Annotated in this window: 11 protein-coding genes and 1 pseudogene; 9 read left to right on the top strand and 3 right to left on the bottom strand. The window is 41.3% G+C overall.

From position 1 onward, the window contains the following. Together B4F08_RS16435 and rpmH are read right to left on the bottom strand one after the other, a co-directional pair. Window positions 1–95 (bottom strand): annotated as a pseudogene (locus tag B4F08_RS16435) (ribonuclease P protein component); the annotation flags it as partial. Between the two features lie 34 nt (window positions 96–129). Then, entirely contained in the window at window positions 130–264 is a 135-nt protein-coding gene (gene rpmH / locus B4F08_RS16440) for a 50S ribosomal protein L34 (RefSeq protein WP_000831329.1), read from the bottom strand. A 660-nt stretch (window positions 265–924) separates the two neighbouring features. On the opposite strand from rpmH, the gene dnaA reads away from it, so the two are divergent. The 5 genes from dnaA to B4F08_RS16465 all read left to right on the top strand — a co-directional run bounded on the left by dnaA (window position 925) and on the right by B4F08_RS16465 (window position 7,724). Next, complete coding sequence (gene dnaA / locus B4F08_RS16445) at window positions 925–2,304, top strand: chromosomal replication initiator protein DnaA (RefSeq protein WP_086210882.1); 1,380 nt, start codon at window positions 925–927, stop codon at window positions 2,302–2,304. A gap of 110 nt (window positions 2,305–2,414) precedes the next feature. Then, window positions 2,415–3,563: a DNA polymerase III subunit beta gene (gene dnaN / locus B4F08_RS16450; RefSeq protein WP_086210883.1), complete on the top strand. Its 1,149-nt coding sequence runs from the start codon at window positions 2,415–2,417 to the stop codon at window positions 3,561–3,563. Window positions 3,564–3,578: 15 nt separating this feature from the next. Next, entirely contained in the window at window positions 3,579–4,661 is a 1,083-nt protein-coding gene (gene recF, locus B4F08_RS16455) for a DNA replication/repair protein RecF (RefSeq protein ID WP_086210884.1), read from the top strand. A gap of 52 nt (window positions 4,662–4,713) precedes the next feature. Next, complete coding sequence (gyrB, locus tag B4F08_RS16460) at window positions 4,714–7,185, top strand: DNA topoisomerase (ATP-hydrolyzing) subunit B (protein ID WP_291375402.1); 2,472 nt, start codon at window positions 4,714–4,716, stop codon at window positions 7,183–7,185. Window positions 7,186–7,355: 170 nt separating this feature from the next. Beyond that, on the top strand, window positions 7,356–7,724 hold the full coding sequence (locus B4F08_RS16465; RefSeq protein ID WP_086210886.1) for a hypothetical protein: 369 nt from the start codon (window positions 7,356–7,358) through the stop codon (window positions 7,722–7,724). A gap of 606 nt (window positions 7,725–8,330) precedes the next feature. Here B4F08_RS16465 and B4F08_RS16470 read toward each other — a convergent pair. After that, window positions 8,331–10,268: an ATP-binding cassette domain-containing protein gene (locus B4F08_RS16470; RefSeq protein ID WP_291375404.1), complete on the bottom strand. Its 1,938-nt coding sequence runs from the start codon at window positions 10,266–10,268 to the stop codon at window positions 8,331–8,333. Between the two features lie 230 nt (window positions 10,269–10,498). Between B4F08_RS16470 and B4F08_RS16475 the strand changes: the two genes are divergently transcribed. From B4F08_RS16475 to B4F08_RS16490, 4 genes are all read left to right on the top strand, one after another. Then, window positions 10,499–11,509 (top strand): putative solute-binding protein, encoded by a 1,011-nt coding sequence (locus B4F08_RS16475; RefSeq protein ID WP_291375406.1) that lies wholly within the window; start codon window positions 10,499–10,501, stop codon window positions 11,507–11,509. Window positions 11,510–11,763: 254 nt separating this feature from the next. After that, the gene (locus B4F08_RS16480) at window positions 11,764–12,774 is read left to right on the top strand and encodes a putative solute-binding protein (protein WP_291375408.1); all 1,011 of its coding nucleotides are present in this window, start codon (window positions 11,764–11,766) and stop codon (window positions 12,772–12,774) included. 231 nt (window positions 12,775–13,005) lie between these two features. Continuing rightward, window positions 13,006–14,007, top strand: coding sequence for a putative solute-binding protein (locus B4F08_RS16485; RefSeq protein WP_414632486.1), 1,002 nt, complete (start codon window positions 13,006–13,008; stop codon window positions 14,005–14,007). Between the two features lie 118 nt (window positions 14,008–14,125). After that, window positions 14,126–14,385, top strand: a 260-nt coding sequence (locus B4F08_RS16490) for an iron-sulfur cluster assembly accessory protein (RefSeq protein WP_291375411.1), incomplete at its 3' end; no start/stop codon positions are given.

A 14,385-nucleotide genomic window follows, 5' to 3' on the forward strand; every position in this document is an offset into this window, starting at 1 on the left:
TGATGCACTTTAAAAAGCGCACCATCGAAGACACTTTTATAATCGGCAGCACAGCGAATACGAACCTCTGTGCTGAAGCCATAAAGTGTAGTCATAACACCCAAAATCGCTTTAAGCGTTAACTATTGATTAAACAGTTAAGCTGTGACGACCTTTTGCACGACGACGAGCTAATACTTGGCGACCAGCTTTAGTAGCCATACGAGCACGGAAACCATGAACGCGCTTACGCTTTAATTCAGATGGTTGGAATGTACGTTTCATATCGAAACTCCAAAAATGATCATTCAATGAAGGTTCGCGATTTTAGTGTTCATTGCTTGAGCTGTCAATGAAAAACAGATTTTCTTGCAAAATTAACTTGTTTTTAATGTATCCCTGCAATAAAAGCTCAAACCTCTTATACATAGCGTTTTTTATTATACACAAGCTAGATTATTGTTTATTAAAGTGATATAAGTTATCAGCAAGATTATTCACATAATTATCCACAGTTGTTTAAATTCAATTACATTGTAATGTTTTAAATTTAAATTCATATCTCTAGCGAAGTTATCCCCAAAAAACAGCGCTCTTATAAATAAATTCAAATTTATAAATTTAAATTTATTACTATTAGGGCTGTGTTTTTCTGTGGAAATTGCGCTTTTCTATTTAAAAAACATAATTATATGGTGTGGATAAAGTTGTTTTTATAAAAATAATAGTTTGTGGATAACTTTATGCTATATTCTATCCACAGCTTGAGGATAAACTTATCCACAATGGCATTTGAATTTAAATTTGTTTTCATAAGTAGTCTTTTTGAGCAATATTGACTGAATTTCCCATGACAGATGTGGATAACTTGGTTAGAATGGCGACCCGCTTCGGTGGGTGCTTCGTGTTTTTATTAATTATCGATGGAATGAATAGGGGTTTCACATGCTTTGGACGGACTGCTTAACTCGCTTGCGACAAGAGCTATCTGGGAATGTCTTTACGATGTGGATACGCCCTTTAGTTGCAGAAGAGTTAAATGACACATTACGTCTGTATGCGCCGAATCCCTATTGGACACGTTACATTCAAGAACACCATCTTGAGTTGATTACTATTTTAGTTGAACAACTCTCTGAAGGACGTGTGCGTAAGGTTGAAATTTTAGTCGATTCAAGACCTGGGGCGATTTTATCTGCGGCTGAACAACCTGCAACCACAACTGCAGCTTTAGAGTCAGCACCTACGCCTGTGCAGCGCCCTAAAAAAGAAAAAGACGAAAGTCCTGCTAAAAATAATCGTAAACGTCAGCTTAACCCTTTATTTAGTTTCTCACTTTTTGTTGAGGGGCGTTCAAACCAGATGGCTGCTGAAACATGTCGTAAGGTTTTGACTCAGTTGGGGGCTTCTCAGCACAATCCATTATTTTTATATGGTCCGACTGGATTGGGTAAAACGCATTTAATGCAGGCGGTTGGTAATGCTTTATTGCAAGCCAAGCCTAATGCGCGCGTCATGTATATGACGGCTGAAAGTTTTGTGCAGGATTTTGTCAGCTCTTTGCAACAGGGCAAAGTGGAAGAATTTAAGAAAAATTGCCGATCTTTAGATCTATTATTGGTCGATGATATTCACTTACTTGCAGGAAAAGAGGCAAGTTTAGTGGAGTTTTTCTATACATTTAACGCACTTTTAGATGAGTCTAAGCAAATTATTTTGACTTCTGACCGCTATCCAAAAGAATTGACTGAATTAGACCCTCGTTTGGTTTCACGTTTTTCGTGGGGCTTATCGGTGGGGGTTGAACCACCAGATATTGAAACACGAATTGAAATTTTGCTGAAAAAAGCAGAAAGCAATGACGTGGAACTGCCGCGAAATTGTGCCTTGTTTATTGCACAACAAGTTGTTGCGAATGTTCGTGAGCTTGAAGGTGCGTTGAATAAAGTGGTGGCCATTTCGCGCTTTAAAGGCACAGCGATTGACTTAGATGTCGTGCGTGAGTCTTTAAAAGACGTCTTGGCGATTCGTGCACGAACGATCAGTACTGAAAATATTCAACGTGTGGTGAGTGAGTACTTTAGAATTCCACTGAAAGAGTTGGTTGGACCTAAACGTACCCGTATTTATGCACGCCCACGCCAATTGGCAATGGGTTTGGCGCGTGAGTTAACGGGCGACAGTTTCCCTGAAATTGGGATGGCTTTTGGTGGGCGTGATCATAGTACGGTGATGCATGCCTGTGAAAAAGTGGTCAGTCTGAGAGATGAAGATCCGATCTTCAATGAGGACTATAAAAACTTACAGCGCTTACTACAAAGTTAAGTGTGGTTGTTCAAATTCTGTTCTTGCAATGCGGCATGTTCTGCCGCATAGTACACTGCTAAAAACACTTTTATTTATTCTTTTATCTTCAGTATTTCGAGGAATGTATCGTGCGTTTAAAAATCGCGAAAGAAAGCTTACTTAATGTTCTATCACATGTCGTAGGAGCGGTTGAACGTCGCCATACTTTAAACATTCTTTCAAATGTCAAAGTTCAAGTAAATCAAGAGTCTTTGACTATTACAGGCTCTGATTTAGAGGTTGAGCTGGTTGCCAGTACCACACTTGCTGATGGGGCATGTTTACAAGCGGGTGAAACAACTGTTCCTGCACGTAAGTTGATGGATATTTGTAAATCTTTGCCAACTGCAGCCTTAATTGACTTACAGATTACTGAAGATCAACGCTGTATTTTAAAGTCAGGCAATAGCCGTTTTGTTCTCGGGACTTTACCAGCTGAAGATTATCCACTTTTAAGCACAGAAAACACGCAAGGCACCCAAGTAGCGGTGACGCAGCGTGAATTAAAGCGTTTATTTGAAAAAACTGCTTTTGCTATGGCGGTACAAGACGTACGTTTCTACCTTACAGGGACTTTACTTGAGATTGATAACAATCAATTACGTGCAGTCACGACTGATGGTCACCGTTTGGCGCTGTGTGAAACTGTCGCCAGCTCAAATGCAACCCAGTTGATCCAAGCCATTGTGCCACGTAAAGCTGTAGCTGAATTACAACGTTTACTGAGCATTGAAGATGAGCAATTGGCATTGTTGATTGGTCGTGAGCTGTTGAATGTGACCATTTCAATTGCTAGTCGTGACAAAGAACAAGGTGAAACCACTGTTCGTTTCACGACGAAACTGATTGATGGTAAATTCCCTGACTATCGCCGTGTGATTCCACGTGGTGGTGATAAAAATGTCTTAATTGCACATGATGTCTTTAAGCAATCTTTACAACGTGTTTCGATTTTAAGTAATGAAAAACTACGTGGTGTGTTCTTAAATTTTGATGCCGATACGCTACAGCTTCGTGCGAATAACCCAGAACAAGATGAAGCCGTAGAAGACTTGGCGATTCAATATAGTAATGCACCAATGGAAATGTCTTTTAATGCACAATATATCTTGGATGTATTAGGTGCATTGGATGGTGATGATGTGTCTATGACCATGACCGAAGCCAATCAGTCGGTTTTGGTTCAAGATCCTGCGCATCAAGATCAGACTTATGTTGTTATGCCAATGCGTGTTTAAGACTTAGGTTGACGCATGCAAATTACGCGTTTAAATATCGAACGTGTTCGAAATTTAAAGACGGTTGCTCTCCATGGATTGCAACCGTTTAATGTTTTTTATGGGCAAAATGGTTCAGGCAAAACCTCAATTTTGGAAGCCATCCATCTGCTGGCGACAGGGCGCTCCTTCCGTACCCATATTCCTAAAAACTACATTCAAACCGATACCCAAGATGCCATAATTTTCGCGCAGTCCAGTACAGAAAAGATTGGCATGCAAAAGCTGTTGTCAGGTGAACAGTTGATTAAGGTCAATGGTGACAACATTGCCACCCAAGGGCAGTTAGCCAAAATTCTTCCCCTACAACTGATTGATCCACAAAGTACCGATATTATTGATCATGGTGCGAAGCCGAGAAGGCAGCTACTCGATTGGTTGATGTTCCACGTGGAACCAGAGTTTTATCATGCATGGCAATATTACTCGCGTGCCTTAAAACAACGGAACAGTTTACTTAAAACACGACGAAATTTAAGTTTGGTAGACTTGGAACCGTGGAACAAAATGCTCAGTGATTATGGAGAAATGCTACATTCGCAAAGAGTGAGTATTGTGGAGCAATGGAAGGACTTTTTTGAGCAAGATTTAAAACAACTTTTGCCACATATTCAGGTTGACTTGGAATACAGTCCAGGGTTTCACACCGATGTAGGGTTACTGCATGACCTGCAAAGTCACCATCAAAAAGACCTTGACCGCCGCTATACGGAATATGGGCCGCATAAGGCAGATTTACGTTTAAAAACAAGCCTAGGTGATGCGGACGTGGTGCTTTCACGGGGACAAAAAAAGCTGTTAATCATAGCTTTAAAACTGTCACAGATTGCAATGCTGCATGCCTGTAATAAGGAAACTGTGGTATTATTAGATGATCTGACAGCAGAATTAGATTTAACAGCACAACAACGTTTAATTGAGCGATTGAGCCAACTGGGTAGTCAAGTTTTTATTACCACTTTAGAGTATGAATCAGTCAAAAATCACTTACATGATTTATCTATTTCTTATCAATTATTCTGTGTTGAAAACGGTCAAGTTCAAGTTGTCGCACAATGATTTTAGATTTTACCCATCACGGGATAGACCTATTTTTCGCTAGGGAGAAACCATGAGTTCAGAAGATCAACAAGCTGCTTCTCAAACGGAACAAACCACAGAAAAAGCTTATGATTCCTCTAGTATCAAAGTATTACGTGGATTGGACGCAGTACGTAAACGTCCGGGTATGTATATTGGTGATACGGATGATGGTTCAGGCTTACACCATATGGTGTTTGAGGTGGTGGATAATGCGATCGATGAGGCGCTTGCAGGTCACTGTGATGAAATTTTGGTGACGATTCACGAAGATGAATCTGTAAGTGTATCGGACAATGGGCGCGGTATTCCGACCGATATTCACCCTGAAGAAGGGGTTTCTGCCGCAGAAGTGATTTTAACCATTCTGCACGCGGGTGGTAAGTTTGATGACAATAGCTACAAGGTTTCAGGTGGTCTACACGGTGTGGGCGTATCGGTAGTAAATGCTTTGTCACATAAGTTGGAACTGACGATTCATCGTGCAGGTCATATTCACCAACAAGAATATAAACACGGTGATCCTGTTTATCCATTGACTGTTGTGGGGGATACAGATACGACAGGAACAACTGTACGTTTTTGGCCAAGTGCTGAAACTTTTAGTCAGACTATTTTCAATGTCGATATTTTGGCACGCCGTTTACGTGAATTGTCTTTCTTGAACGCAGGCGTGCGCATCGTTTTGCGCGATGAGCGTATCCATGCGGAACATGTGTTTGACTACGAAGGCGGTCTGTCTGAGTTTGTGAAATATATTAACCAAGGCAAAACACATCTAAATGACATTTTTCATTTTACCGTACAAGCGGAAAATGGCATTGGGGTCGAAGTGGCATTGCAGTGGAATGATACTTATCAAGAAAATGTCCGTTGCTTCACCAACAACATTCCACAAAAAGATGGCGGAACGCATTTAGCAGGTTTCCGTGCAGCCTTAACCCGTGGCTTAAACAGCTACATGGAAAATGAAAACTTACTCAAAAAAGAGAAAGTAGCCGTTTCAGGGGATGATGCTCGTGAAGGTTTAACTGCGATTGTTTCAGTGAAAGTTCCTGATCCGAAGTTCTCTTCACAAACCAAAGAAAAGTTGGTTTCAAGTGAAGTGAAACCGGCGGTTGAACAGGCAATGAATAAATCATTCTCTGAATATTTGCTTGAAAACCCACAAGCGGCAAAAGCCATTGCAGGCAAAATTATTGATGCAGCTCGTGCCCGTGATGCGGCGCGTAAAGCGCGTGAAATGACGCGTCGTAAAAGTGCTTTAGATATTGCTGGTTTACCTGGTAAATTGGCGGATTGCCAAGAGAAAGATCCTGCATTGTCTGAATTGTATCTGGTCGAGGGTGACTCTGCGGGTGGTAGTGCGAAACAAGGTCGTAACCGTAAGATGCAAGCGATTTTACCGTTGAAAGGTAAAATCCTAAACGTGGAACGTGCGCGTTTTGACAAGATGATTTCATCACAAGAAGTGGGCACGCTGATTACGGCATTAGGTTGTGGTATTGGTCGTGAAGAGTACAACCCGGACAAATTGCGTTATCATAAAATCATCATCATGACCGATGCGGACGTGGATGGTTCGCACATTCGTACCTTATTGTTGACTTTCTTCTTCCGTCAAATGCCAGAGCTAGTAGAACGTGGTTATATCTATATTGCACAGCCACCGTTATACAAGCTGAAAAAAGGCAAACAAGAGCAATATATTAAAGATAATGATGCGCTTGAAACCTATTTAATTTCAAACGCAATTGATGAGCTTGAATTACACGTTAGTGAAGCTGCACCTGCAATTCGTGGTGAGGCTTTGGCGAATGTGATTGCAGATTATCAAACGTCTCAGAAGAGCTTGCAGCGTCTAACAGTTCGTTATCCTGCCAGTGTTCTAGATGCGTTGATTTCTGTGGAAGGCTTTAAGCTTGATCACAATCATGACCGAGCTTATGTCGAGCAGTGGGCTGAGCAAGTGCGTAGCGCTGTGGCAGAAATTCAGCCAAGCTTGCGTCCTGAGCTGAGCTTAGAAACGTTTGAAAAAGAGCTGGCAGATGGTCAAAAGATCGAGACTTATTTGCCTCGTATCACCATCTATGTACACAATCTGCCGCACAGTTATTTACTAGATGCGGGTTTATTGGGTTCAGGTGAATATGCACGCTTGCTGAAAAACTCCAAGAGCTGGTTCACGCTGCTTGAAGACGGTGCTTACCTGCAAAAAGGTGATCGTAAAATTGCAGTCACCAACTTCCATCAAGTCTGGCAGCATATTTTGTCTGATTCACGTCGCGGTATGATGATTCAGCGCTATAAAGGCTTGGGTGAGATGAATGCGGACCAGCTTTGGGAAACCACAATGGATCCTGAAAACCGCAACATGCTACAAGTGACGATTGAGGATGCGATTGAGGCTGATCGTATGTTCTCTTGTTTGATGGGTGATGACGTGGAACCACGTCGTGCATTTATTGAAGAGAATGCACTGAATGCGGATATTGATGCTTAAACGCTTTACAAAATACATAGAAAAAAGCACTCGTTAGAGTGCTTTTTTTACAGCATTTTTTATGCTTTTGAATAAAATATAAGCAATGTACAATGTTATTAAACTGACTTATAGCGATGTCATGATGTAAGTATCAAGTCTTTTTGCACAGTGCAAAATGTGAGGTCATTATGATGGATAACCAACTAGAACAAGTACGCGACATTTGGGTGAATGCATTTTTCACCGGTAATTATGAAGTTTTAGCTCAATATGAAGATGAGCATTTTAAAGTGGTCTATGAGCAAGCCGATCGTGTAGAAAGCAACTATACACGCTATGAAAAGATCGCACATGCGGTGAAAAATGGGGTTTGGAAACCTCAAAAACCTGATGTCGAATTTGAAGAATTTGAGTTTAACCGAGACCAAACACGCTGTCAGGTTTTGATTGGTTTGGTTGAAAATCGCCAACAAATCCAAGAAACATGGATCTTTGATCGGGGCTGGAAAATACAAGAATTACGTTTTTTAAAGGCGAAAAGAGCCGTTTTAAATTAAAGAAAAACGGCTAAAAAGGGTTAACTTTAGCTAAAATAATCGAATAAATAAGCATCACCAAGCTGTGGATAAAATATAAATACGCTTTATATTCGGTGTCAAAATACGTATAATTTTATCCACAATGGATGTGATCTGAAGAATCTAAATTTAAAAGTTGTGATATTTTTTGAATTTAAAAACTGCTTTCCTGTTTACCTTGTCCTTTTAAATTCAAAACAAACTGTTTTTGAATAATTTGAAATGTTGCTGTTGTTTAGTGGCCGAGATGTTTTGCTACAGAAAATTGTGCTTTGGACACGCATAATTAAGTTTATTTGAGTTTACATGATTGAATATTCCATTAATTTAGCAGAATTAAATAATTGAAAAATTGCTTTTTAAGAATATCTAAACAATAGTTATTATTTTTTATAAGTATATGTTTTATTTAAAATATATAATTTTCTTGATGGGAAGCTGGATTGATTTTTATATCGAGGAGGTCAGTTTGGAGAGTGTTTGAAAAACATTCAGCCAAAGTCCGCCGATAAAAACGAAAAAGCATAAAAAAACCCGCGATGCTTGTGCATCACGGGCAGTAGTAGTTGTGTTAGATAGAATGTTTTAGTCTTCGAATGAACTTTCGAGCTCTTCAAGTTCCATCATCAGCTCTAGCATTTGTTCTTCAGCTTCATTGACTTGGTTTTTAAGTTCGGTTTGCTCATTCATCAGTTTCATGAGTTCATCTTTGCGTGCAGCGTCATATAGGCCAGCATCACCGAGTAAACTTTCAATGTCGACTAAGCGTGGCTGGTGCTTTGCCAGCAGGCTTTCACATTTTTCGATATTTTTACGAATCGGGCGCGTTTGTTCACGGCGCTGTGCAGCCAATTTACGCTGCGCTTCTTTATCCACTTTGGAAATGAGCGTTTTTTGCTCACTGACTTTAGACACCACAGGTGCTATTTGTCCACCTTGTTTAATCATCTCTAGGCGCGCTTGACGTAACCAGTTGGCATAATCGTGAAGATCGCCTTCAAATTCTATGGATTTTCCAGCGTGGACTAAAATGAGGTCATCGCACACACTGGCAATCAGTTGGCGTTCGTGTGAAACCAAGACCACTGCACCTTCATAGTCTTGTAAAGCCATGGTCAGGGCATGGCGCATATCTAAGTCTAAATGGTTGGTCGGTTCGTCTAGAATCAAGACATTGGGACGTAACCACACGATTAAAGCCAATGCCAAACGCGCACGTTCACCACCTGAAAAGCTCTCACAAGGGGTATCCATTCGTTCGCCACTAAAGCCGAAACTGCCTAAAAAGGCACGTAAGGTCGCTTCACTGATTTTTTTATCTGCAATTCGTGCCAATTGCAGCATTGGGCTAGCCGATTCATCTAGTGAATCCATTTGATGCTGTGCAAAATAGCCAATATTCAGCAGTTCGGAAGCTTTGCGTTGTCCTGCGAGTAAAGGTAAATCACCAACCAAGGATTTGATTAAGGTTGATTTACCTGCACCATTCATCCCCAATAAGCCAATTCGGCTCGTCGGGGTGATTTGTAGGTTGATATTGGTGGCAATCAGTTTATCGCCATAACCAATATCAGCCTGCTCTAGAGTGAGCAGTGGCGAACTCATTTTGGTGGGTTCACGGAAGCTAAAGGTAAACGGGGTATCGACATGCGCAGGGGCAAGTAACTGCATCCGTTCCAGTTGTTTAATTCGGCTTTGTGCCTGACGCGCTTTAGTGGCTTGGGCTTTAAAGCGATCAATATATTTTTGAATATGTGCCCGTGTTTCGAGCTGCTTTTCATAGGCTTGTTGTTGTTGTGCCAAACGTTCTGCACGAGTGGTTTCAAAGGTAGAATAGTTGCCGCTATAGAGGGTGAGTTCTTGATTTTCGATATGCAAAATACGGTTGGTAATGGCATCTAAGAAATCGCGGTCATGCGAAATTAAAATCAGGGTACCCGTATAGGCATTCAACCAATCTTCTAACCATAAAATAGCATCGAGATCTAAGTGGTTGGTCGGTTCATCGAGTAATAATAGATCCGAACGGCTCATCAGGGTACGTGCTAAGTTTAAACGCATGCGCCATCCACCAGAGAAACTTGAAACCAAAAGTTGGTTTTGATGTTCCATAAAACCCAGACCCGCCATAAGCTGAGCGGCTTTAGCGGGTGCGGAATAACCGTTAATTTCGTCGAATCGGCCATGTAAATCAGCCAGTTCAGTGTCAGTTAACTGTTCAGGATGGTTAAGCTGTTGTTGAATGTTCCAATACTCTTCATCACCGGTCAGGACGAAATCAATCGCAGCCATATCTAAGGCTTTTACTTCCTGCGCCATGTGCGCCACTGTCCATACAGCAGGGCGGCTTAGGGTGCCATCATCAGGACCGATTGAGCCTAAGAGCGCAGCAAACAGGGTTGATTTTCCAGCACCATTGACACCGGTGAGACCAACTTTCCAACCCGGATGGATTTGCATGGAGGCTTTTTGAAATAACACTCGTCCACCACGGCGCAATGAAACTTGATCAAGCTGAATCATGGAACTATCAAATATCAGAAAAAGGTGCGCCTATTCTAATGGATGCGTCAGCAAAAGACTAAACATTCAAAATTTATCTGAACTGAAATCTTGAATAGTTACTTTTAAGGGGAGGATGAAACCATTTGACCTTTGGTCGGAAAGCTAAAAGTTGACCTTTTTTGACCTATATTGAGAAATAGCACACAGATATATTTCCCCAGTAAAACAAAAAACATGAAGGGATAATAATGAAAAGAAAAGGAATTTTTATTTTATCGACGCTCGCACTGTGCGCTTTCTCCAGTATGGTACAAGCGAAGCAACAAGTCTGTGTGTTTGACCTACTGGGTAAAGCAGGGGAATCTTATAAGTTTTTAGAAGAATGGGCTTTGGTCAGTAAAAAATGGGGCGCACAGGTACAGTTGATTTCGTTTCAGGACGAAGACTTGGCCGATAAGGCCTTTCAAAATGATAAATGCGATGCGGTGTATATGACCTCAATGCGCGCGCGCACCTATAACAAGTTCGCAGGTTCAATTGATGCCTTAGGCGGAGTGCCGAGCAATAAAATTGCACAAAAGGCCGTGGAATATGTACTCGATCCTCGTAATACCAAGCGCATGACCACCACATTACAAGGGGAAAACTATGAAGTGGCAGGCATTGGCTTAATTGGTTCAGCTTATATTTTTGTCAAAGACCGAAGTTTGAACACTATTGAGAAAGCACAAGGTAAAAAATTTGCCATCCTGCATTATGACCGTGCACAACGGGTGATGGTAGAGCGGGTAGGCGCTGTTCCTGTGATGTCGGATATTTCCAACTTTATAAAAAAGTTTAATACAGGTGAAGTGGATGTGGTTGCTGCACCTGCTTATGCGTATAAACCCTTAGAAATTGAAAAAGGTCTAGGCTCTAAAGGGGCTATGCTTAACTTTCCCGTGGTCAATGTCACTGCAGATTTAATTGTCAGACCCGAGCGTTTTCCTGCCCAATTTGGCGAGCAATCGCGACAATGGTTTTTACAAAAAATCCCGCAATCCTTTGCCATGGTGCAGCGACTAGAAGCGGCCATTCCAAGCAAAATCAAAATGCAACTGAGTAAAGAAGATAAAGAAAAATATCAGCGTATGCTACGCGAAGGGCGCATTGATTTAACCAAACAAGGAGTCTATGACCCAGGCATGATGCGAGTGCTGAAAAAAGCCCGTTGTACGGTTGAACGCACCAACTTTGAATGTTCATTGGGTGGTGAATAAGGCGAAAAGCTGTATTTCTTTGTAATATTAAGCATCATTCATGTAAAACGGATGATGCAGGTTTTTTATTTTAAAATGATGAATTTAAAATGCTTTTACTAATCCTTTGAAAATAAAAATGAGAGAACAGAAAAAAATTTGCCCAATTGACAGTGATTTTTGAGTAAATGCTCTATTTTTTTAATTTTAACTTGCTTAATATTTTGCATGTGTATGGACACCTGTCAAACAACAAAATGAACAAGGACATAAGAATGAAAAAACTAACCCTCGCACTCACTGCTTTTTCTGCTTTGGGTGTGGCGTCGACGGCACAAGCGGCTAAAGTGGACATCTGTGTATTTGACTTGCTTGGCAAATCAGGTGAGTCCTATCAAATGGCGCAAGAATGGGCTCTAGCTGCAAAAGGCTGGGGGGCTGAAATTAATTTAATCCCTCGTCAAGATGAAGCCGTTGCCGACAACGATTTTAAAGCAGGTAAGTGTGATGGCGTGTTTATGACCGCTATGCGTGCGCGCCAGTACAATAAATTTGTCGGTTCTATTGATGCATTGGGTGGTGCTCCAAGCAATGCCATTGCACAACGTGCGATCACTTTTGCATTGGATCAGCGTAATGCGGCAAAAATGGTGACCAATCTTGGAGGTAAAAAATACGAAGTGGCCGGGATTGCACCTTTAGGTTCAGCTTTTATTTTTGTACGAGATAAAAGCATTAATTCCATTGAAAAAGCGGCGGGCAAAAAGTTTGCAGTCTTGGGCTATGATGATGCGCAAAAAATCATGGTACAACGCGTCGGTGCTCAAGCAGTGATTTCCGATGTGTCTAACTTTGTGGCGAAGTTTAATAATGGTCAAGTCGATATGGTCGGCGCACCTGCTTATGCTTATAAACCCCTAGAAATTTATAAAGGTTTAGGCACAAATGGCGCCATGTTTAACTTCCCTGTACTACAAGTGACCGCTGATTTTGTGATTCGCCCCGATCAATTCCCCGCAGGCTTTGGACAAAAATCGCGAGATTGGTTTGTGAAAAACCTACCGAAAAGCATCGCGATGATAGGCCGTTTAGAAGCAGGCATTCCTGCAAAATATAAAATGAATCTCAGCGCAGAAGACAAAACCAAATATCAAAAAATGTTGCGTGATGGTCGTATGGATATGACCAAACGAGGCATTTATGACCCAGCGATGATGTCGGTCTTGAAAAAAGCCCGTTGCTCGGTCGATAAAGCCAACTTTGAATGCTCACTGGGCGGTGAATAATTTTCCCAATGTGTTCTAAGAAAGCTCAGTTTAAATTGAGCTTTCTTTTTTGTTTTTAATCGACAGATTTAAATGGTTTTGACGCAGCTAATTTGTATAGCGTGTAGGAAATGAGTGGTTGTGAACCGAGTGAAGTTTCATTCGAGGCATTAAAAAATAACAAAGAGCACAAGTGAATGGCTCATCACAATAAACAACAATAAGTCAAAAGGAAGATGTATGAAACAGTGGATGAAAAGCCTCAGTGTCGGGACATTAGTCATTTCTGCAACAGCGATGGCACAGGCCAAACAAGTGGTTTGTGTCTTCGACTTGGTCGGCAAAAATGGTGATGTCTATAGCTTGATGAAAGATTATCAGTTGGCAGCTAAAAACTGGGGCGCGGATATTGAACTGCGTGTGGGCCAAAACGAAGCTGTGATTGCTGAAGATTTTAAAGCAGGAAAATGTGATGCCATTAGTGTCACAGGTATGCGTGGGCGTCAATTTAACGCGTTTACAGGTTCACTCGATGCGATTGGTGCGATTCCCGATCTCAATTTAGCAGTGAAAGTCATGCAAGGCTTAGCCAGCCCAACTTTTGCTAAACATATGGTCAATGGCAAGTATGAAGTTGCAGGTGTAATCCCCGTTGGAGACGCTTTTTTAATGGTGAATGACCGTAGCATTAATACCGTGGCCAAAGCGGCGGGTAAGAAAATTGCCGTTTTAGACTATGATCAAGCGCAAAAGATCATGGTTCAGCAAATTGGTGCACAAGCTGTCAGTGCCGATGTCACTAACTTTGGCGCAAAGTTTAATAACGGCCAAGTCGACATTATTGGTGCGCCTGCTGCAGTTTTTAAGCCCTTAGAGTTACATAAAGGCTTGGGCACGAAAGGCGCCATTGTAAATTATCCGATTTTACAGGTCACAGGGAATATTATTATTCGTCCGGATAAATTCCCTGCAGGTTATGGGCAAAAATCACGGGAATGGGTGAAAGGCCAGCTGCCGCGTGCATTTGGTATTTTGGGTAAAATGAAAGCTGAAATCCCGCAAAAATATTGGATGCAGGTGCCTGCTGTAGATCAGCCGGGTTATCAAAAGATGATGCGGGAAGCACGAATTGATCTCACCAACCGCGGTATTTACGATAAGCGAATGATGAAACTGTTATGGCAATTCCGTTGTAAGCAAGCGGCGAAAAATTTTGAATGTGGCTTACAGGATGAGAATTACAAACAATCTTGAGAAAATTAGTCTGATTTGACTTTAAATATTCAAATAGGGACCATATATTGAGTATGCTATACTCGAAATATGGTCTTTTTGATTTGAAAGACAGCTGAACCGAACTGAGGAATCTAAGATGAATGCCCAAGCACTTGAACTAAGCGACAATGCCGCAAATAAAGTACGTCAATTACGTGACAGTGAAGGGAATCAAGATTTAATGCTCCGTGTTTATGTGACGGGCGGTGGTTGTTCAGGTTTTTCTTATGGTTTTAACTTTGCTGAAAACCAAAATGAAGACGACGCAGAATTTATCAATGGTGATGTGAAAATGTTGGTTGACTCATTGAGTTATCAATATTTGGTCGGTTCAGTGGTGGATTATATTGAAGGTTT

Origin of the sequence: Acinetobacter sp. UBA6720, from assembly GCF_002454215.1 — a bacterium.
Classification (GTDB): domain Bacteria; phylum Pseudomonadota; class Gammaproteobacteria; order Pseudomonadales; family Moraxellaceae; genus Acinetobacter.